General features: G+C 71.3%; 20 protein-coding genes. 15 read left to right on the forward strand and 5 right to left on the reverse strand.

Annotation, left to right across the window (positions count from 1 at the left end; all coding sequences use genetic code 11):
- Positions 1-52 precede the first annotated feature (52 nt).
- From ACZ7PG_RS18990 to ACZ7PG_RS19000, 3 genes are all read left to right on the forward strand, one after another.
- Positions 53-1,240, forward strand: coding sequence for an MFS transporter (locus tag ACZ7PG_RS18990; RefSeq protein WP_470240326.1), 1,188 nt, complete (start codon positions 53-55; stop codon positions 1,238-1,240).
- Between the two features lie 94 nt (positions 1,241-1,334).
- Positions 1,335-3,929: an ATP-dependent chaperone ClpB gene (clpB, locus tag ACZ7PG_RS18995; protein WP_470240327.1), complete on the forward strand. Its 2,595-nt coding sequence runs from the start codon at positions 1,335-1,337 to the stop codon at positions 3,927-3,929.
- A 177-nt stretch (positions 3,930-4,106) separates the two neighbouring features.
- Positions 4,107-4,862 (forward strand): type III secretion system chaperone family protein, encoded by a 756-nt coding sequence (locus ACZ7PG_RS19000; protein ID WP_470240328.1) that lies wholly within the window; start codon positions 4,107-4,109, stop codon positions 4,860-4,862.
- On the opposite strand, the gene ACZ7PG_RS19005 is transcribed toward ACZ7PG_RS19000, so the two are convergent.
- The gene (locus ACZ7PG_RS19005) at positions 4,859-5,545 is read right to left on the reverse strand and encodes a hypothetical protein (RefSeq protein ID WP_470240329.1); all 687 of its coding nucleotides are present in this window, start codon (positions 5,543-5,545) and stop codon (positions 4,859-4,861) included. The two genes, ACZ7PG_RS19000 and ACZ7PG_RS19005, sit on opposite strands and share 4 nt — an antisense overlap.
- 71 nt (positions 5,546-5,616) lie before the next feature.
- Here ACZ7PG_RS19005 and ACZ7PG_RS19010 point away from each other — a divergent pair, with 71 nt between their 5' ends.
- The 4 genes from ACZ7PG_RS19010 (at position 5,617) to pyrE (ending at position 10,237) form a co-directional block, all read left to right on the forward strand.
- On the forward strand, positions 5,617-6,384 hold the full coding sequence (locus tag ACZ7PG_RS19010; protein WP_470240330.1) for an SDR family NAD(P)-dependent oxidoreductase: 768 nt from the start codon (positions 5,617-5,619) through the stop codon (positions 6,382-6,384).
- A 74-nt stretch (positions 6,385-6,458) separates the two neighbouring features.
- On the forward strand, positions 6,459-7,199 hold the full coding sequence (locus ACZ7PG_RS19015; protein ID WP_470240331.1) for an ABC transporter ATP-binding protein: 741 nt from the start codon (positions 6,459-6,461) through the stop codon (positions 7,197-7,199).
- On the forward strand, positions 7,199-9,646 hold the full coding sequence (locus ACZ7PG_RS19020; RefSeq protein ID WP_470240332.1) for an ABC transporter permease: 2,448 nt from the start codon (positions 7,199-7,201) through the stop codon (positions 9,644-9,646). Before ACZ7PG_RS19015 ends, ACZ7PG_RS19020 begins: the two co-directional genes overlap by 1 nt.
- A 27-nt stretch (positions 9,647-9,673) precedes the next feature.
- Positions 9,674-10,237, forward strand: coding sequence for an orotate phosphoribosyltransferase (pyrE, locus tag ACZ7PG_RS19025; protein ID WP_284749843.1), 564 nt, complete (start codon positions 9,674-9,676; stop codon positions 10,235-10,237).
- Between the two features lie 43 nt (positions 10,238-10,280).
- Here pyrE and ACZ7PG_RS19030 read toward each other — a convergent pair whose 3' ends face one another.
- Positions 10,281-10,466 carry a CsbD family protein gene (locus ACZ7PG_RS19030; protein WP_155548112.1) on the reverse strand — a complete coding sequence of 62 codons (186 nt, stop codon included), beginning with the start codon at positions 10,464-10,466 and terminating at the stop codon, positions 10,281-10,283.
- A gap of 160 nt (positions 10,467-10,626) precedes the next feature.
- On the opposite strand from ACZ7PG_RS19030, the gene ACZ7PG_RS19035 reads away from it, so the two are divergent.
- The 7 genes from ACZ7PG_RS19035 to ACZ7PG_RS19065 all read left to right on the forward strand — a co-directional run bounded on the left by ACZ7PG_RS19035 (position 10,627) and on the right by ACZ7PG_RS19065 (position 14,269).
- Positions 10,627-11,181 (forward strand): RNA polymerase sigma factor, encoded by a 555-nt coding sequence (locus tag ACZ7PG_RS19035; RefSeq protein ID WP_470240333.1) that lies wholly within the window; start codon positions 10,627-10,629, stop codon positions 11,179-11,181.
- Positions 11,172-11,756, forward strand: a complete 585-nt coding sequence (locus ACZ7PG_RS19040) for an Asp23/Gls24 family envelope stress response protein (RefSeq protein ID WP_470240334.1) — start codon at positions 11,172-11,174, stop codon at positions 11,754-11,756. The genes ACZ7PG_RS19035 and ACZ7PG_RS19040 overlap by 10 nt, the downstream gene beginning before the upstream one ends.
- Positions 11,753-12,109 (forward strand): Asp23/Gls24 family envelope stress response protein, encoded by a 357-nt coding sequence (locus ACZ7PG_RS19045; RefSeq protein WP_364371953.1) that lies wholly within the window; start codon positions 11,753-11,755, stop codon positions 12,107-12,109. The genes ACZ7PG_RS19040 and ACZ7PG_RS19045 overlap by 4 nt, the downstream gene beginning before the upstream one ends.
- Entirely contained in the window at positions 12,106-12,417 is a 312-nt protein-coding gene (locus tag ACZ7PG_RS19050; RefSeq protein ID WP_470240335.1) for a hypothetical protein, read from the forward strand. Before ACZ7PG_RS19045 ends, ACZ7PG_RS19050 begins: the two co-directional genes overlap by 4 nt.
- 69 nt (positions 12,418-12,486) lie before the next feature.
- Positions 12,487-12,909 carry an Asp23/Gls24 family envelope stress response protein gene (locus tag ACZ7PG_RS19055; protein ID WP_470240336.1) on the forward strand — a complete coding sequence of 141 codons (423 nt, stop codon included), beginning with the start codon at positions 12,487-12,489 and terminating at the stop codon, positions 12,907-12,909.
- Between the two features lie 296 nt (positions 12,910-13,205).
- Entirely contained in the window at positions 13,206-13,598 is a 393-nt protein-coding gene (locus ACZ7PG_RS19060) for a DUF2784 domain-containing protein (protein WP_470240337.1), read from the forward strand.
- A 14-nt stretch (positions 13,599-13,612) separates the two neighbouring features.
- A complete protein-coding gene (locus ACZ7PG_RS19065; protein ID WP_470240338.1) occupies positions 13,613-14,269 on the forward strand; it encodes a TrmH family RNA methyltransferase in 657 nt (218 codons plus the stop codon).
- An 80-nt stretch (positions 14,270-14,349) separates the two neighbouring features.
- Here ACZ7PG_RS19065 and ACZ7PG_RS19070 read toward each other — a convergent pair whose 3' ends face one another.
- Positions 14,350-16,485, reverse strand: a complete 2,136-nt coding sequence (locus ACZ7PG_RS19070) for a molybdopterin oxidoreductase family protein (protein WP_470240339.1) — start codon at positions 16,483-16,485, stop codon at positions 14,350-14,352.
- Between the two features lie 72 nt (positions 16,486-16,557).
- On the opposite strand from ACZ7PG_RS19070, the gene ACZ7PG_RS19075 reads away from it, so the two are divergent.
- Complete coding sequence (locus tag ACZ7PG_RS19075; RefSeq protein ID WP_470240340.1) at positions 16,558-17,571, forward strand: glycoside hydrolase family 76 protein; 1,014 nt, start codon at positions 16,558-16,560, stop codon at positions 17,569-17,571.
- Positions 17,572-17,580: 9 nt separating this feature from the next.
- Here the strand turns inward: ACZ7PG_RS19075 and ACZ7PG_RS19080 are convergent, their stop codons facing one another.
- Positions 17,581-19,098: a hypothetical protein gene (locus ACZ7PG_RS19080; RefSeq protein ID WP_470240341.1), complete on the reverse strand. Its 1,518-nt coding sequence runs from the start codon at positions 19,096-19,098 to the stop codon at positions 17,581-17,583.
- Between the two features lie 124 nt (positions 19,099-19,222).
- Complete coding sequence (locus ACZ7PG_RS19085) at positions 19,223-20,089, reverse strand: LacI family DNA-binding transcriptional regulator (protein WP_470240342.1); 867 nt, start codon at positions 20,087-20,089, stop codon at positions 19,223-19,225.
- Positions 20,090-20,098: the final 9 nt, after the last annotated feature.

Genomic DNA, 20,098 nt, shown 5'->3' on the forward strand with positions numbered 1-20,098 from the left:
TATGTCCGTTCGGGCCTGACTTGGCGGTGTGCCACAGGGTTACCGTCGGTAGGTGACGCGTAGCCGGGTCGCACTGCTGTGCGCGTTGGGGATCGACAACTTCGGCTCAGGTCTGTTCCTTCCGTTGGCGCTGGTCTACGTGACGCAGGTGGTCGGTGTCCCGCTCGTGATGGCGGGCACGGCCGTCACGCTCGGTACCGTCGGCGGGCTCGTCGTGCCGCCGCTGGCCGGGCGCCTCGTGGACCGCGTCGGGCCGCGGGCCGTGGTCATCGTCGCCCAGCTGCTGCAGGCGGCCGGTGCGGGCGCGTACCTGCTCGCCGACGGCGCGGGCACGGTCGTGGCCGCCGCCGTCCTGCTCGCCACCGGGCAGCAGCTCTTTTATAGCTCCCTGTTCACGCTCATCGCCGACGTCGCGGGCGACGTCCCGAAGGATCGGCCGTTCGCCGAGGTGGGGATGGTGCGGGCCGGCTGCTTCGGCCTCGGTGGTCTCGTGGCGGGAGCGCTGCTGACGTGGCTCGGGACGGGCGGGTACCGGATCGCGCTCGGGCTCGACGTCGTGACGTTCTTCGCGGCCGCGTCCATCCTCGCGCTGTTCGTCCGGCTCGAGCGGCCGCACCGGCGCCACTGCGAACGGTCCGTCAAGGTGCTGCGCGACCGGCCGTACCTCGCCCTGATCCTCTTCAGCGGGCTCTTCGGCCTCTCGCTCGAGTTCTTCCTGATCGGCACGCCGGTGTTCGTGCTCGACCGGCTGCACGGGCCGGCCTGGCTGCCCGGCGCGATCCTCGCCCTGCTGACCGTGCTGACGAGCGTCGGCGGCACGCTCGCGCTGCGGCTCACCGCCCACCTGAGCCGGATCACGGCGATGCGCGCGGGCTCGGCGCTGTTCTCCGCGTGGTGCCTGGTCAGCCTGGGCGTGCTGCTCGTGCCCGACGACTGGGTCGTGGCGTACCTGCTGGCGTCGACGCTGATCTTCGCCGCCGGCGACCTGGTCTTCGGCCCGCGTTCGGGTGCTCTCGCCGAAGCCGCGGCACCTCCGGTGGCCCGCGGCCGTTATCTCGCTGCGTACCAGTACGCGTTCACCATGGCGCAGGTGCTCGCACCCGCCGTGGTGGCGTTGTTCTCGGTCGCCGACTGGTTACCCTGGGTGCTGGTCGGGGCGTGCGCCGGCCTCGCCGTGGCCGGGCTCGGCCCGCTGGGGTCCCGGCTGCCGGCGAGCGCCGTCGCACCCGGTCAGAGTTGAGCGGAACAGACTCAAGTTTTCGTGCGTTAAGGATAGTGTCAGGTCTCGGTCAGGCCTGTCACCAGGACTTTCGGTATTGAGCATGAGGTGAGGGATGGACGCTTTCAACCCGACCACGAAGACCCAGCAGGCGATCTCGTCCGCGGCGCAGGCGGCCACCATGGCCGGCAACCCGCACGTGTCGGCCGCCCATCTGCTGGGCGCCCTGCTGGCGCAGGGTGAGGGGCTGACCGCACCGCTGCTGACCGCGGTCGGGGCCGACCCGGGGGTGGTGCACAAGGAGCTCGAGCCGCTCATCGCGGCGCTGCCGTCCGCGACCGGTGCCACGGTGTCGAGCCCGCAGTTCGACACCTTCGCCGTGAAGTCGCTGACGCACGCGCAGAAGCTGGCGACCGAGCTGGGCGACGAGTACGTCTCGACCGAGCACCTGCTCGTCGGGCTCGCGACCGAAGGCGGCCAGGTGGCCGACCTGCTCAAGCGCCACGGGGCGACCCCGGACGCGCTGCGGGAGGCGTTCGTCAAGGTCCGCGGCTCCGCCCGGATCACCAGCGAGGACCCGGAGAGCACGTTCAAGGCGCTGGAGAAGTACGGCGTCGACCTCACCGCGCGCGCCCGCGCCGGCGAGCTCGACCCGGTCATCGGGCGCGACACCGAGATCCGCCGCGTCGTGCAGGTGCTGTCGCGGCGCACTAAGAACAACCCGGTCCTGATCGGCGAGCCGGGCGTCGGCAAGACGGCCATCGTCGAGGGCCTGGCCCAGCGGATCATCGCCGGGGACGTCCCCGAGTCGCTGCGCGGCAAGCGCGTCATCGCCCTCGACCTCGGGTCGATGGTGGCCGGCGCGAAGTTCCGCGGCGAGTTCGAGGAGCGGCTGAAGGCCGTGCTCAAGGAGATCACCGACTCCGCGGGCGAGGTCGTCACCTTCATCGACGAGCTGCACACGATCGTCGGCGCCGGCGCGACCGGTGAGGGCGCGATGGACGCCGGCAACATGATCAAGCCGATGCTCGCCCGCGGTGAGCTGCGGATGGTCGGCGCGACCACCCTCGACGAGTACCGCCAGCACATCGAGAAGGACGCCGCCCTGGAGCGGCGCTTCCAGCAGGTGCTCGTCGGCGAGCCGTCGCCGGAGGACACCATCGCGATCCTGCGCGGCCTGAAGGAGCGTTACGAGGTGCACCACGGTGTCCGGATCACGGACGCCGCGCTGGTCGCCGCCGCGACGCTGTCCGACCGCTACATCACCGCGCGCTTCCTGCCGGACAAGGCCATCGACCTGGTCGACGAGGCCGCGTCCAAGCTGCGCATGGAGATCGACTCGCGGCCGGTGGAGATCGACGAGGTCGAGCGTGCCGTCCGTCGGCTGGAGATCGAGGAGATGGCGCTCGCCAAGGAGAGCGACGCCGCTTCCAAGGAACGGCTCAACGCGTTGCGCGCCGAGCTGGCCGAGAAGCGCGAGACGCTGACGGCGCTGACCGCGCGCTGGCAGAACGAGAAGGGCTCCATCGAGAAGGTCCGCGAGCTCAAGGAGCAGCTCGAGCAGCTGCGCGGCGAGTCCGAACGCGCCGAGCGCGACGGTGACCTGGGCAAGGCCGCCGAGCTGCGCTACGGCCGGATCCCGGCGCTGGAGAAGGAGTTCGAAGCGGCCACCGCGGCGAGCGAGGCCAGCCAGCAGAACGTGATGCTGAAGGAAGAGGTCGGCGCGGACGACGTCGCCGACGTCGTGGCCGCGTGGACCGGTATTCCGGCGGGCCGGCTGCTCGAAGGCGAGACCGGCAAGCTCCTCCGGATGGAGGACGAGCTGGGCCGCCGCGTCATCGGGCAGAAGGAGGCCGTGCAGGTCGTCGCGGACGCGGTGCGCCGCAGCCGGGCCGGCGTCGCCGACCCCGACCGCCCGACCGGCTCGTTCCTGTTCCTCGGCCCGACCGGCGTCGGCAAGACCGAGCTGGCGAAGGCGCTGGCCGAGTTCCTGTTCGACGACGAGCGCGCGATCCAGCGCATCGACATGAGCGAGTACGCCGAGAAGCACTCGGTGGCGCGCCTGGTCGGTGCCCCGCCGGGCTACGTCGGGTACGACCAGGGCGGGCAGCTGACCGAGGCCGTCCGGCGCCGGCCGTACTCGGTGGTGCTGCTCGACGAGGTCGAGAAGGCCCACCCGGACGTCTTCGACGTGCTGCTGCAGGTCCTCGACGACGGGCGGCTGACCGACGGCCAGGGCCGGACGGTGGACTTCCGCAACACCATCCTGGTCCTGACCTCGAACCTCGGCTCGCAGGCCATCGCCGACCCCGGGCTCGACGAACGGCAACGGCGGGACGCGGTGCTCTCGGTGGTGCAGCGGCAGTTCAAGCCGGAGTTCCTCAACCGGCTCGACGACATCGTCGTGTTCCACTCGCTCGGCACCGAGCAGCTGACGTCCATTGTGGACATCCAGGTGGCCCGGCTGGCCGCGCGGCTGGCGCAGCGCCGGCTGAACCTGGAGGTCACCGACGGCGCCCGCGAGTGGCTCGCGCTCAACGGCTTCGACCCGATCTACGGCGCCCGTCCGCTGCGGCGGCTGGTCCAGTCGGCGATCGGCGACAAGCTGGCGAAGAAGCTGCTGTCGGGCGAGGTCCGCGACGGCGACACGGTCCGCGTCGACCTCCCGGAGCTGGAAGCCGGGGACGCGCTCACGGTCGAACGCGTCTGACCGGTCGTGAGTGTTCAGTCGGGTTCCGACCTGACTGAACACTCACGCCGGCGGGCGTCCACAGTGGCGTCTTGTGGCGATTTGTCGACCCGGGAGCAGGGAATTGGTCCGAACGGGCCCGGCGACACGGGTACCGGCGATCATCTCTTCGGCGTAGCAGGCGATACCCTGCACGTCGTGGGTATTCCGGCGTGGATCTGGTTCGTCATCGCGGCCGTCGCCCTGGTGGCCGGCCTCGGGCTGCTCGCTGCCGACCGGGCGAAGGAGGGCTCGCGCAACCGCGAGCGCATGCGCTGGGCCCAGTTGCGCGGCTGGCAGTTCGTCGAGGAGGACGAGCGGCTGCCGCAGCAGTGGTCCAACGGCGCGATCGGCTACTTCGGCGCGGACGCCGCCGTGAACGTCGTCGCGGGGTCGACCTTCACCTCCGACGGCCGCCGTCCTGTGTTCATCTTCGACATCGAGTCCGAGGGGCAGATCCCGGCGGTCGTCGTCGCCGTGCGCTGCAACAAGAAGCACCGGATCCCGATCGAGATGTGGCTGTCGAGCGTGCCGTTCCAGCGCGCCGACATGCCGGAGATGCTCGGCCCGATCGGCTCGCGCTACGCCTTCGCGGACGACGCCGACGGTGCCCGCGCGGTGATCACCCAGGAGCTCGTCGACGCCGCGGACCAGCTCGGCGGCGACGTCGGCGTGGCCTGGCTCGAAGCCGAGTGGGTGCTCGCCAGCGTCGTCCCGACCGCCGGACCGTCGCGGCTCGAGCGGCTGCTCAGGGACTTGGGCGAGATCGCGGACATCGTCGACCCGTTCGACGAGGATTACGAGGCGGGCCGCCACCAGGCGAGCGCGCCCATCCCGTCCGCCGGCGGCACCCCGCCCACCCCGGCGGCGGGGATCCCGGTGCAGCAGCCGCCCGCGGACCCGCAGAACAACTAGAGGCCGAGCACCGGCTGGTCGAGCGCGCTGACCGCCAGCGTGCCGCGCAGCGACGTCGTGCTGCCCTGGACGTGGACGACGTGGTCCACCCCGAGGTCGCCGCTGAACGAGCCCGATGACAGGCTCCGCGACGTCTTGACCAGGCCGGACGCCGGACCCAGCTGGCCGCCGAGCTCGTGCGTCTCGCCCACGTCGAGGTCGCCGGCGAAGCTGCCGATGGCGTGCACCTCGGACGTAGTGCCGACCGCGCCCAGCTGACCGAGGTCGACGGCCTGGCCGGACGACCGGCGGGCGGCGATCCCGCCGGTGAGGTCGCCCGCGAACAGCCCGGCGTCGAGCTGTTCGGCGTTTTCGCTGAGGACGTCGACACCCTTGGCGAGCCAGACGCCCTGGCGGGCCCGCTCGACAGCGCCCGCGCGGTCGCCGCGCGTGGCGACGGCCTCCGACAGGTCGGACGCGATCCTGGTGTCGCCGAGCTGCTTGAAGACGACGTCGCGACGGCTCGCGGAGAGCGTGTCGCCGTCGTTGTCGAGCGTGGTGGTGTGCCGGTGGTCGAGCGGCAGGGTGAGCTCGGCCGGGGCCGCGAGGGCCGCCGCCGGAGCCGCGAACAGGAGGGCCACGGGCGCCGCGCCGGCGGCGATCTTGGGCAGGTAGCCGCTTTTGCGCCTGGTGTGCTTACCCATGATCGGGACGATAACCCGGCGAGGAAACGACTGCACCCGGAGGCCCTGACCAGTGGGTATCGTTCACCCACATGACCACCACCGCCGTGATCACCGGAGCCACCGCGGGCATCGGCGCGCAGTTCGCGCGCACGCTCGCCGCCGAGAAGTACGACCTGGTGCTCGTCGCCCGCGATGCGGCGCGACTCGAGACCTACGCCACCGAACTGCGGGACCGCCACCGCGTCGCCGTCGAAGTGCTTCCCGCCGACCTGTCCGAAGTGGACGGACGGACGAAGGTCGAGGAGCGGCTCGCCGCCGGTCCGGTCGACCTGCTGGTGAACAACGCCGGGTTCGGGCTGAACGGCGACTTCTGGACGATCCCGCCGGACGCGCTGCAGCGTCAGCTCGACGTCAACGTCACCGCCGTCCTGCGGCTGACCCGCGCGGTGCTGCCCGGCATGATCGAGCGCGGCCACGGCGACGTCATCCAGGTCAGCAGCGTCGCGGGGTTCTTCAGCGGCCGCGGTTCGACGTACACGGCCAGCAAGAACTGGGTCACGTCGTTCACCGAAGGCATCGCCGCGTCGCTGCCGAAGGACGTCCGGATGATGGCGCTCTGCCCCGGTTTCACCGCGACCGAGTTCCACCAGCGGGCCGGCATCGGCAAGCCGGGACCGAAAATCGCCTGGCTGGGCGTCGAACAGGTGGTCGGCGAGGCGCTCGCGGACCTGCGCCGCGGCAAGGTGATCTCGGTGCCGAGCCTGCAGTACAAGGCCGTCGTCGCGATCGGCGGGCTGCTGCCGCGCGCGGTGCTGCGGAAGATCAGCGGCGGCTTCGGCGGCAAGGGACGCACCTGAGTAGGGCTGTCCCTACCTCGAAGACGCGCGTGCGCACCAGGGTGATCGGGGCGCTGTCTCCCTAGCGTTTCCCCATGACAAATGAGGCGGTTCGGCTCGAGGCCGTGCGCAAGGAGTACGACGGCGTGGTCGCGCTGGACGGGGTCTCGATCTCGTTCCCGCGCGGCGGGTTCACCGCGGTGATGGGCCCGTCCGGGTCGGGCAAGAGCACGTTCCTGCACTGCGCGGCCGGGCTCGACCGCCCGACGTCGGGCCGTGTCGTGCTCGACGGCCAGGATCTCGACGGCAAGAGCGAGACCTACCTGACGAAGCTGCGCCGCGACCGCGTCGGGTTCGTCTTCCAGGCGTTCAACCTGCTCTCGGCGTTGACGGTCGAGCAGAACGTCGTGCTGCCGCTGCAGCTGGCCGGCAAGCGCCCGGACAAGCGGCTCGTGGCGCGGATCCTCACCCACGTCGGGCTCGACGGGCGCCGCAAGCACCTGCCGGGGCAGCTGTCCGGCGGGCAGCAGCAGCGCGTCGCGATCGCGCGGGCCCTGGTCACGGACCCGGCGGTGCTGTTCGCCGACGAGCCGACCGGTGCGCTCGACACCCGCACCGCCGCCGACGTGCTCGACCTGCTGCGCGAGTCCGTCCGGGCGTCGGGCCAGACGGTGATCATGGTGACGCACGACCCGGTCGCCGCGTCCCACGCCGACGAGGTCGTGTTCCTGGCCGACGGCCGGATCGCCGGTCGGCTCGCGCGGCCGACCGCGGAAGCCGTCGCCGAGCGGATGACCCACCTCGGGGCCTGGGACCGGTCGGCGGTGCGGGCCTGATGTTCAAGCTCGCGATGCGGACGCTCCGCTTGCGCAAGGGGGCCTTCCTGGCGACGTTCGTCGCCGTGTTCTTCGGCGCGCTGATCGTCTCGGCGTGCGGTGGCCTGATGGAGACGGGCATCCGGTCCGAGACGCCGGTGCAGCGGCTGGCCGCCGCGCCGATCGTGGTCGGCGGGCAGCAAACGCTTGCGCTGCCCAGAGAGGACCCGGCGACCCTCGACCCGGACGACAAGCACAAGGTCAAGAACGCGACCCTGCCCGAGCGCGTCCGGGTCGACGCGGCACTGGCCGACCGCCTGCGCGCGGTCCCCGGCGTCACGAACGTCGTCGGCGAGGTCAGCTTCCCGGCCCAGATCGGCGCCGCGAGCGCGCTCGGCCACGCGTGGGATTCCGCCGCGCTGACGCCGTACACGCTGAAGGGCGAAGCGCCGAAGCCGGGCGAAGTCGTGGTCGACGCCGGGCTCGGGCTCGCCGTCGGGGACACGCTGCCGGTCGCCGCGCACGGCAGCGTCGGCCAGTACCGGATCTCCGGCGTCGCCGAAGCACCGCAGGCCATGCGGGACTCCGCGCTGTTCTTCGCGGCTTCGGACGCTTCGCGACTCTCGGGACACCCCGGTCAGTTCGACGCGATCGGCGTCTTCGGCGGTGACGTCGCCGCGGTGACGGCGGCCGTCGGGGACGCGGGGGTCGTGACCACCGGCGCCGACCGCGGTCTCCTCGAGTTCCCCGAGGTGAGCAAGAGCGGGGAGAACCTGATCGTCCTGGCGGCGGTGTCGGGCGGGCTGTCGGCGATGGTCATGGTGTTCGTCGTCGCGGGCACGCTCACGCTGTCGACCCAGCAGCGCCAGCGCGAGCTCGCGCTGCTGCGCGCGATCGGCACGACCCCGCGCCAGCTGCGGCGGATGGTCCTCGGTGAGGCGCTGGTCGTCGGCGTGCTGGCGGTCGCCGTCGCGGTCGTGCTCGGCCCGGTGCTCGGGAACTGGCTGTTCGGTGAGCTCGCGGCCAACCACGTCGTGCCGGACGTGCTGGTGTTCGAGCAGGGCTGGCTCCCGGCGACGGTCGCCGCGGGCGCGTCGCTGCTGGCCGTCGTCGCCGCTTCCTTCGTCGCCGGACGCCGTGCGTCGAAGGTCCGCCCGACCGAGGCGCTGGCGGAAGCGGCCGTCGAACGGCGCTGGCTGACGCCGATCCGGCTGATCACCGCGATCCTGTGCTTCGCGGGCGGGACGGCCTTGGCGATCGTCACGGTCGCCTTGATGACCGGCCCGGTCGCGGCCAGCACGGCCGGCCCAGCGGTGATGCTGTGGGCGTTCGGGCTCGCGGCGATCAGCCCCGGCGTCACCAAGGTGACGGCGATGCTGCTGCGCTGGCCGGTCCAGGCTTTCAGCGGCGTCACCGGCCGGGTCGCGCTGCTCAACACGCGCGTCGGCGCGGTCCGCACGGCGGGCGCGGTCACCCCGATCATGCTCGCGGTCGGCATCGCGACCGCCAACATCTACCTGCAGACCACCCAGGAAGCCGTCTCGAACCAGGCGTACACCGAGGACCTGCGGGCGGACGCCGTCGTCGCCGGGCCGGGCGGCCTGGACCCGTCGGTGCTGGGCCGGGTCGCCGCGGTGCCGGGGGTCGCCGGCGCGTCGGAGTACGTCACCAGCACGGTGTTCGTCCAAAAGCCGTACGACTCGAACAACGACGAGGACGGCTGGCCCGCGCTCGGCGTCAGCGAGCTGACCGGGAACGCCGTCGAGGTGCCGACGACGCTCGGTCGTCACGTCGGCGACACGCTGTCGCTGCGGCTCGGCGACGGCGTGCCGGTCGACGTGCGAGTGACGGCGGTCGTGAGCCAGCGCGCCGGGTTCGAACGGCTCGTGCTGCCCGCGTCGCTGCTGGCTCCGCACACGACGCTCGGGCTCGCGCCGCAGCTGCTGGTGCGGGCGGCCAAAGGCGTCGACACCGCGACGCTCACTTCGCGGCTTCGCGAGGCGACGGCCGGAATGCCGGTGATGGTCGGTGATCGGGACGCGCTCATCGCGGCACACGCGAAGGGCAACGAGATCGGCGCGTGGGTCAACTACCTGCTCGTCGGGATGATCATCGCGTACACGGTGATTTCGGTCGTCAACACGCTGGTGATGGCCACGGCCAAGCGGCGCCGGGAGTTCGGGCTGCAGCGGCTGAGCGGGTTCACCCGCGGTCAGGTGCTGCGGATGGCCGGCGTCGAAGGCGGGCTGATCGCCACCATCGCGGTGCTGCTCGGGACGCTGGTCTCGGCGGGCTCGATCGTGCCGTTCTGCCTCGTGGTGAGCGGATCGGTGCTGCCGTCCGGGCCACTGGCGATCTACCTGGTGGTGCTCGCGATCGCCGTGGTGCTCTCGCTCGTCGCGATCCTCGTCCCGGCCTGGGCCGCGACGCGCGGGCGTGCGGTCGACGCCACATCCATCGGTGAGTGAGAACGGCCGTGTGTAAGACTCTCGGCCGTGGCGTACCCCGGGTTGGATCAAGCGGCGAAACTCGAACTGGCCAGGCTGGTCACCGATCTTTCCGTGGTGCACGGAAAAGTGACCCTGGCGTCCGGCAAGGAAGCCGACTACTACATCGATCTCCGGCGCGCGACGCTGCACCACGCCGCCGCGCCGCTGATCGGCAAGCTGCTGCGACAGCTCACCGCGGACTGGGACTACGTCGCCGCGGGCGGGCTGACGCTCGGTGCCGACCCGGTCGCGCTGGCGATGCTGCACTCCGCGGCGACCGACGGCGTCGTGCTCGACGCGTTCGTCGTCCGGAAGTCCGTCAAGGAACACGGCATGCAGCGGCGCATCGAGGGTATGGAGGTCCGCGGCCAGCGCGTGCTGGCGGTCGAGGACACCTCCACGACCGGCGGCAGCGTGCTCGAAGCGGTCGCGGCCCTGCGTGAAGCGGGCGCGAACGTGATCGGCGTGGTGACGGTGGTCGACCGCGACACGGGGGCGCGTGAGGCCATCGAGAAGGAAGGCCTGGAGTACCGCTACGTCCTCGGTAAGGACGACCTCGGCCTGGACTGATCGGCCGGACCCGGGGACCACTGCGGTCCCCGGGCCGCCCGGCTCACTTCTTGAACAGGTCCTTCGCGGCGTCCTTCACGTTCTCGACCGCGCCCTTCAGCCCGGCCTTCGCCTGGTCGGCCTGGCCTTCGGCCTGCAGCTGCTCGTCGCCGGTCGCCGACCCGGCCGCCTCCTTGGCCTTGCCGCCCAGCTCTTCGGCCTTGTTGCTGATCTTGTCGCCCAGCGACATCGCGCACCTCCGGTTCCGCCGGCGCCCCGGCGGGGCACCCTCGTGCCGGAAAGACCACCGAGGCGCGTGATCGTCACGGACTCGCCTCGGTGACGCGGGTCACCGACAATCACCCCGTGACGTTTTCCGCGCCTCCGTGTCTTCCCGTCGAGGAGGTGCCGTGACGACCGCTGCCACACCGCTTGACGACGCGACCCTCGTCGGACGCGCGAAGGACGGCGACGTCCACGCCTACGAGCAGCTCGTGCTGCGCTACCAGGGCCCGATGTTCCGGCTCGCCGTGAAGATGCTCGCGCACCGCGGCGACGCCGAGGACGTCGTGCAGGAGGTCTTCCTCAACGCCTGGCGCAAGCTCGGCCAGCTGGGCGAGGACGCGGCGTTCGTCGGCTGGCTCTACCGGGCCACGACGAACCGCTGCCTCAACACGATCCGGGCGCGCAAGCCCCAGGCGGACGTCGACCTGGACACCGCCGAGTCGCCGCGGGTGGATCTCCAGCCGGAGCGGGCCGCCCAGGTCAGCGGCCAGCTGGCGGCGTTGAACGCGGCGCTGGCGCAGCTGACGCCGGAACAGAGAGCGTGCTGGCTGCTGCGCGAAGTGCACGGCCGGTCCTACGAGGAGATCGGCGAAGTCGTCGGCGCTAACGCGACCGCGGTCCGCGGCCGGATCGCGCGGGCCCGGGCTCAGCTGGCGGAGGTGATGAAGCCATGGCGATGACGGACTACGAACTGCCCTGCGAACGCGATGTCGAGCAGGTGTGGGAGCGGCTCGACGCGGTCGGCGCCGGGCTGGCCGACGAGCACGAGCTGACGTGCCCGCACTGCCGGGCCGCGCGCGAAAGCCTGCTGGCCCTGCGCGAGGCCACCGCGGAACTGGTGGCCGAGGACGACGTGCCACCGGCCTTGTTCGGCCGGATCATGTCGGCGGTGCGGGCCGAGGTGCGGCGCGGCTCGATGGTGGCGCTGCCGACCCCGGAGCCGGGGGTCGTCGAGATCAGCGAGCAGGCCGTGGCCGCGGTGCTGCGGTACGCGGCGGACACGGTCGACGGCGTCCGGGCGCGACGCTGCCGGGTGCGGACCGGAGCGGACGGAGTCGTTGAAGTCGAACTCACTCTCGCGGTGAGTCTGCGGAATGTCACCGGCGGTGAAGCGTTGGCGCTGGTGCGGGAGCGGGTGACCGCGGCGGCCGCGGCCCGGGTGGGGCTGACGCTGGCGAGGCTCGACCTGCTGGTGGATGACGTTTTTGAGGAAGACGCTGTCGAGGAAGACACTGTCGGGGAGCCAGGGGAATGAGCGTGGACTACGTCATCGCCGATCCGGTGATCGCCAGCGTGGCGGCCAGGGCGGCGATCGGGACGCCGGGCGTGGTGCGGCTCGAACCGGGCCTGCGCGGCCTGGTCACGGCGTGGACGCGAGCCGCCCGGCAACGCTGGAAGGGCCTCGACCCGGCGCCGGCCGACGGCGTCCGGGTGCGCACGGCGGACGGCCGGGTGACCGTCGAGATCGACCTGGTCACGGCGTCGGCCGACCAGGCCGCGGCGGTGGGCCGGGCCGTGCAGCGCGCGGTCGGGCGGTTCGTGACCGAGCAGACCGGCCTGGTCGTCGACGAGGTTTCGGTGTCCATCATGGACATCGAGGACCGGTGACCGGGTCCGAAGCCGTCGAGAAGATCGTCGGCGCCCTCGAAGCGGTGGACGGCCTCCGGCCGGCGACCCCGGTTTCCCCCGGGACGACGTGGCTGCCGGTGGACTGGGCCGGCCTGGCGGTCGACCTGTCGGCCGAGGTGGTCGAGCTCCGCCTGATCGCGACGCGGCTGCCGATCCCGCCGCTGCTGGAGCAGGCCGCGGCCGCGGTGCGTCCGGTGCTGGCGGGGACGGAGTGGGCGAACGCGCGGCTGCGGCTGGTGGTCACGGACCTCGACGGCGCGGCGTTCGCGAGACCCACATCACAGTGATCCTCGCCCGTTCACGGGGTCCTTGGCTACGAAGAGCCAGGGGGCTCAGGACATCCAGGGAGGAACTCCATGACCGCGACCGCCGAGGTAATCGACACCGCCGCCCTCGTCACGAAGCAGGGCACGACCACGATCGCCGACACCGTGGTGCAGAAGATCGCCGGGCTCGCCGCGCGCCAGGTCACCGGCGTGCACGACCTCGGTGGCGGCGCGGCGCGGGCGTTCGGCGCCCTGCGCGACCGCATCCCGGGCGCGTCGGCCAGCGCGGGCCAGGGCGTCTCGGTCGAGGTCGGCGAGAAGCAGGCGGCCGTCGACCTGCAGATCCTCGTCGAATACGGCGTCGCCATCGCCGACCTCGCGCGGTCGGTGCGCCGCAACGTCATCACCTCGATCGAGCAGATGACCGGGCTGCAGGTCGTCGAGGTGAACATCGACGTCAGCGACGTCCACCTGCCCGGTGACGAGCCCGCGCCGAGTGACCGGGTGCGCTGACCCCGCCCGGCGTACCGTCGGGAGCATGGACGAGCCGTCGAAGCCCGACGAGCCGGAGCGGCCAGGGCACCAGCCGCCGTGGAAGAAGCCGCCCGAGCAGTACCCACACGAGACGCCGACGAAATACCCGGCGAAACGCCCACCGGAATTCCCACCGGGCGTGACGCCTCCGTCACCGCCCAGGTGAACGGGTTGCTCCGGTGGGTTAAACATCACACCACCGGGCATTCCTAGGGGCGGCCGAACTCGATCAGCGGAGTAAAGTCGCTGGTGGGGGTCGGTGAAGGGGGCGTGTGGTGGCGAAGTTCTTGGCGGAAGTGACTGTCGCGGTACACCTTTTGGCCTTGCTTCTCATCGGTTTCGGCGGATTTGTCGCGTGGCGCTGGCCAAAGCTGATCTTCGTCCACATGCTCGCCGTCGCCTGGGGAATCCTGGTCAACGTGGCGCCGGTGCCGTGCCCGTTCACCGCGCTGGAGAACTACTTCCGCCACCAGCAGGGCCTCGGTGACCTGCCCGGCGGGTTCAACGCGTACTACCTGTACGGCACGGTGTTCCCCCAGTCGTGGCTGCCGGCGATCGGCGTCGTCGCGATCGCGGTGGTCGTCTACTCCTACGCCGGCGTCTACCACCGCTGGCGCCACCGCGACCACAGCGAGGACGCCCGGACGCACCGCGTCCGTCTGGGCTAGGCGACAATCGGGGGGTGAGCACCTCCCCGGACGCCGGACCCACCGAGTGGGTGAGCCGCGAAGAGGTCGGCGTCGGCCCGTGGCCGGGTGACTGGCCCTCGGACGAGCGGTACGACCCGGACCTGCTGCGCGACGGCGACCGCCGCAACGTCGTCGACGCGTACCGCTACTGGCGCCGCGAGGCGATCGTGTCCGATGTGGACCGCCGGCGGCACCCGTTCCACGTCGCGATCGAGAACTTCCAGCACGACCACAACATCGGCACGGTGGTCCGCACGGCGAACGCCTTCGCTGCGGCGGAGGTCCACATCGTCGGCCGCCGCCGCTGGAACCGCCGCGGCGCGATGGTGACCGACCGCTACCAGCACCTCCGCCACCACGACGACGTCTCCGGGCTGGTGACCTTCGCCGCGTCGCAGAACCTGGCGGTGGTGGCCGTCGACAACACCCCGGGGTCCGAGCCGGTCGAGACGGCTTCGCTGCCGCGCGAGTGCGTGCTGGTGTTCGGCCAGGAGGGACCGGGCCTGTCCGAGGGCACGCAGGAAGCGGCGTCGCTGGTCGTGTCGATCGCCCAGTTCGGGACGACGCGCTCGATCAACGCGGGCGTGGCGGCGGGGATCGTCATGCACGCCTGGGTCCGCCAGCACGCCGACCTGTCGACGGCCTGGTAGCTACAGACCCCAGCCCCAGCGCAGCTGCTGGGGGACCGTGAGCAGAGACGCGGCGAGAACTGCGATCAGCAGCCGACGGGTCATGCCGGCGCGACCTCCACCGGGATCCCGTTCAGCACCGACGTTCCCGACGGCACGTCCAGCAGGGTCTCGTCTGCGACCAGGTTCGAGTTGACGCCCGGGTTCGCGCGCGCCACGCGGGTTCGTGAGCCGTCGACGTCGTGGCCCCAGCCATGCGGGATGCTCACCACGCCCGGCCGGATCTCGTCCGTCACCTCCACCGGGACCTCCAGCTTTCCGGCGCGCGAGGTCACCGACGCCAGCGAGCCGTCGGTGAGGCCCAGGCGCGTCGCGTCGGCCGGGTGCACCAGGACCGTGCAGCGGTTTCCGCCGCGGATCAGGGGCGCGAGGTTGTGCATCCACGAGTTGTTCGAGCTCAGGTGGCGGCGGCCGATCAGCACGAGGCCGTCGTCTTCGGGCTTGGCGAGCTCGGCGCGCAGCCGCGGGACGTCGGCGACGATCGTCTCCGGGGCCAGCTCGATCCGGCCGGACGCGGTGCACAGCACCTCGGGGATCCGCGGCTGCAGCGGCCCGAAGTCCATGCCGTGCGGCGCGGCTTCGAGGTCGGCCAGCGTGACGTCGTAGGGGCCGGCGCGCAGCATCAGGTCGACCAGCCGCGCGGGACCGGTGCGGTCGTGGGTGACCTCGAGCTTGGCGCGGCGCGCGACGTCGGCGGCGACGAAGTCGTCGAGCGCCTCGACGTCCGCTTCGGGGCCCTGACCGGTGACGATGCCGGAGAGCCGCAGCATCGTCTCCCACTCCTGCGGCAGCTTCGACGGCAGCGTCGCCGGCGTCCAGTTCGCGACGTTGCGCACCGAAAGCTGGTAGAACGCCAGGTCGAAGTGCGGGCGTTCGAGCGGCGACGGACCGGGCAGGATCACGTCGGCCTGGCGCGACGTCTCGTTCAGGTAGACGTCGACGGAGATCATGAAGTCGAGCTTCTTCAGGGCTTCGGCCAGGCGTCCCGCGTTCGGCGTGCTCAGGCAGGGGTTGCCGCTGACCGTGATCAGCGCGCGGACCTGGCCGTCGCCCGGGGTTTCGATCTCGTCGGCGAGCGTCGCGACCGGCAGTTCGCCGACGACCTCGGGATACCCGCGCACGCGGCTGTGCCAGCGCCCGACGGCGAACGGGCGCCGGTTGCCGGTCGGCTGGCACGCGGCCAGCGGGAACATCGCGCCGCCCGGCTCGTCGAGGTTGCCGGTGAGCACGTTGAGGACGTCGACCAGCCAGCTCGCGACTGTGCCGAACGTCTGCGTCGTCGTGCCGATCCGGCCGTAGACGACGGCGTTTTCCGAGGCCAGCTCGAGCGCCATCCGGCGGATGTCGGCGGCGTCGATGCCGGTGCGCGACGCGACGGCTTCGGGCGTGAACGGCTCGGCCAGCGCCCGGACCTCGTCGAGGCCGTTGAGGTGCGCTTCGAGCTTTCGAGGCTGGACGCGGTTCTCCGCGAACAGGACGTTGACCAGCGCGAACAGCAGCAGCGCGTCGGTGCCGGGCCGGATGGCGTGGTGCTCGTCGGCGAACGCGGCGGTGCGCGTGCGACGCGGGTCGACGACGACGATCTTGCCGCCGCGCTCGCGGATCCCGCGCAGCCGCCCGCGGATGTCCGGCGCGGTCATCAGGCTGCCGTTCGAGACGAGCGGGTTGGCGCCGAGGATCAGCAGGTGGCGCGTGCGGTCGAGGTCGGGAACGGGGATGGCGAGCGGGTCGCCGAACATCGTGCCGGACGAGTAGTGCTTCGGCATCTGGTCGACGGACGTCGCGCTGTAGAAGTTCTTGGTGCCCAAGGCTTTGTAGAGCACACGGCCGTAGAGCGTGAGCGCGATGTTGTGCACGCCGGGGTTGCCCGCGTACACGGCGACGGCGTCCCGGCTGTGCTCCTCGAGGATCGGCGGGAGACGGCGGTCGATCTCGTCGTAGGCCTCCTGCCAGCTGACCTCGACGAACTCGCCGTCGCGCTTGAGCAGCGGCGCGGTGAGCCGGTCGGGGTCGTGGTGCAGCGCGCCGAGCGAGGCGCCCTTCGGGCAGATGTAGCCCTTCGAGAAGACGTCGTGCTCGTCGCCTTTAACCCGCGTGACCTGCTGGTTTTTGTCGAGCGTGACCTCCAGGCCGCAGGTGGCTTCACACAGCGGGCAGGTGACGTGTGCTGTGGTCATGGGCACCTCGCAGGCCATCGGGGTCCTTCAACATACCGAGCGGTATGTCGATGGGCAAGGCAGGATTGCGCCATGGACGTCTCGGCTGCCGAACGCGCGGTGACTGCCCGGCACCTGCGGCGGGTGTGGGGGCTGCCCGGGACGGTGCTGGGCCGCAGCCGCTGGCCGGCTTCGGTGGATCAGCGGTTGCACTGGCATTGGAACTACTGGTGGCAGGCCCATTTGCTGGACACGCTGGTCGACGCGCAGCTGCGTGCGCCCACGTCCGCGCGGCTGGCGTTGATCCGGTCGTTCGTGCGTTCGGTGCGGCTGCGCAACTTCGGCCGCTGGACGAACGAGTACTACGACGACATCGCGTGGCTCGGCCTCGCACTGCAACGGGTTTCGTCGCTGGGCATCGACGTCGGCCCGGCGGTGGCGGCGATCGACACGCAGCTGCTTTCGGGCTGGACGGCCGCGGCGGGCGGCGGAATCTGGTGGCGCCGCGGCGACGACTTCAAGAACGCCCCGGCCAATGGCCCGGCGGCGATCTTCCACGCCCGCTCGGGAAACCTCACCCGCGCCCGGGCGATGCTGGACTGGATGACGTCCACTTTGGTCGATCCGGAATCGGGCTTGGTCTGGGACGGGATCCGCGCGGACACGGGCGAGCTGGTGAAGCACATTTACACGTATTGCCAGGGTGTCTATCTCGGCGCGTGCCTCGAACTGTCCGAAATGGACTTAGCCGCGCGGACGGTCCGCGCGGTCGCGGCGCATTGCGCGCCGGACGGAGTGATCCGCGGCCAGGGCGGCGGTGACGGCGGATTGTTCGCCGCGATCGTGGCGCGCTACCTGGCGTTGGCGGCCCACGCGTTGCCAGGCCCGGAAGCCGCGATCGCGCGGTCGCTGGTGCTGGAGTCCGCGGAGGCGTGCTGGTCCGGAGCCGCGGAGGCGTGCTGGTCCGGAGCCGCGGAGGGGCTGGTGTTCAGCGCGTTCTGGGACCGCCCGGCGCCGCCACTGCCGCTGCCGGAAGACGCGCCGGAGCGGGACATGTCGGTGCAGGTCGGCGGCTGGATGCTGCTGGAAGCCGCCGCGACGCTGTGAGCGGACGGCTCAGTTCTGGAAGCCGTCCTTGCGCGGGTCGAGGTCGATCTTGCCGCGCTTGCCGTATTCGCCCTCCCCGGATTCCTTCCAGTCGGCGATCGCGGCGTTGAGCCGGTCTTTCTGTTCCGCGTCACTCTGCGCGTACTTCTCGGCGGCCTTCTTGATGCGGTCGGCCGCCATGAGGTACCGCGCGGTCGTCTTCTGGAAGAACGACTCGACGTCGCTCCGCAACCCGATCAACGCGGTGTCCGCCGCGGTGGGGACGACGCCCCGGCCCACCAGCTGCCCGTCGGCGTAGGAGGCTGTCGCGACGTCGCTCAGCAGGCCGGAGTAGATCTCGGCGGCCTCGTAGCAGTGCTGGGCGATCTCCATGACCACCACGACGTCCACGGCGTACCGGCCGGAAGCGGACGGGTCGCTGTCGTCGCCGTCGGGACTGCTCTTCGTGAAGTCGTACAGTTCCAGCGCCGTGCGGTCGACGCCGGCGATCCGGTGCTCGATGGCCGTGATGGCCCGCTGGTAGTCCTGTTCGGCTTCGTCCAGGTCGGTGTGGAGGGTGCGGACGGCGGAATCCAGGTGGGCGAAGAAGGTGCTCAGCTGGGGGAACCGGAGCCCTTCGTTCGGTTTCGCTTCGCCGACGTTCGCCACGACGTCGACCAGGAAGCCGATCAGGCTCAGCGCCGTGCCGACGCTGCCCGGAGCCTCCTTGCCCAGCGCCTTGCCGACTGTTGTGGCGATGCCCCATGCCTGGCTGGCGGCATTCACCGCCACTTTCGCCTTCGGAGTGTCCTTCGCCGGCGGCGGCGCGGTTTCGAAAAGCTCACTGGTGGCCCGCGAGATGAGCTCGAGGGTGTTGTTCCGGGTGGCGTGAATCGTCGTGGCCCGCAATGAATAGCAGTTGGCCAGCCACCGCACGAGAACGCTCTGGTTCTTCAGTGTGGGGCCGACGGTCGAAAGGAAGCCGCCTTTGAGGCTGTTCGCCGCGAGTCCCGTCCAGCCGGCCATCCAGGCCCGGTTGTTGTTGCCGTCGTCCCGGATGGAGAGCTTGTCGACCATGCCGGGCAGGGTGTAGGCGTCGACCGATCCCTCCGGTCGCATCTTCCCGTCAGCGGTCAGGAGGCTCTTCTGCGCGTCCTCCAGAGACGAGAGTTCCGGGCCGCCCGCGAGATCCGGGATCGCGGCCGCCAGCTGGTCGCGTTTCGTCCACGCCCAGTCCCCGACCTGGGCGAAGACGTCGGCCGCCCGGCATTCGACGTACTTCGTGTCCGGCACGCTCCACCCGTCGCAGGTGGACGGCCGGGTGTCCGGCGAGCCGTCGTTGATGGCCCACGCGACGATCGGGCACGTCGTCAGGTGGCCGCGTGACTCCGGCGGGACCTGCCAGCGGGCGGGCGAGGGGGCGCCGTCGATCTGGCTCGTGCCGCCGCGCAGGGTCTGGCCGGCGTCGTGGGTCCAGCGACGTTCCAGCGTCTGCCAGAAATCGTTGAGTGCCGCCGAGAGGGAAGCCGAGTAAACGCTTCCACTCATGTACTGCCCGCTCATTCGCCACTTCTCCTGATTCGTCGGCCGTCAAGCGCGCCGAGGGTAGCAATAAAGTGACGCATTGAGACTAATTGTCACTTCGTGGCGTCCGGAACCGGCCAGTGTCCGGTCAGCACCCGCAAGAAGCGCCGTGCAGGAAACGCGGCGTCAGCGACACCGATTCCGGCGGCCGGTCCGGGTCGGCCATGCGGGACAGCAGCAGCTGCACCGCCCGGTGCCCGATGTCCGCCACCGGCTGGGCCAGCGTCGTCACCGCCGGGCTGACCCGGCGGGCCCACTCCATGTCGCCGTAGCCGACCACCGCCAGCTCCGAACCGATGTGGATGCCGCGACGGTGGGCCTCGTACTGGACCCCCACCAGCATCGACTCGTCCGCCACCACCAGCGCCGTCGGGGAGGGCCAGCCGTCCAGGAGCTTGGCCGTCGCGCGGGCCGCTCCGCCGGACGTCGACAACCCGGACTCCACCAGTTCGCGGTTGAAGCGCAGCCCCGCCTGCTCCAGCCCCAGCCGGTAGCCGCGGACGCGCTCGCGGCTGATGTCCAGGCCCTCGTCGCCCGAGATCAGGCCGATCTTGCGGTGCCGGCGCTCGGTCAGGTGGCGGACCAGCGACGCCACCGCGTGCACGTTCTCCGTGCCCACCTGGTCGACGTCGTTGCGCGCCGCGACGCGGTCGACCAGCACCGTCGGCACGCCCATCCGGACCAGGCCGTTGATCACCGCTTCGTCGCCGGGCGATGGCACCAGCAGGACGCCGTCCACGAGGTCCGCCCGCAGCGCGCGCACCAGCGACGCTTCCTCACTCACCGTGTCGCCCGTGTCGGCCAGCGTGACGTCGCATCCGGCCTGCGCCGCGGCCGCCCTGATCGAGCGCAGCAGCTCACCCGAGTGGGGGTTCGCGCGCGTACCCATCGCGACGCCGATCCGGTAGGTGACCGGGGGGTCCCACAACCGGAGCTCTGGCGAAAGTGCGGTCATTGGCCCTCG

It is taken from the genome of Amycolatopsis sp. NPDC114504 (genome assembly GCF_055633595.1).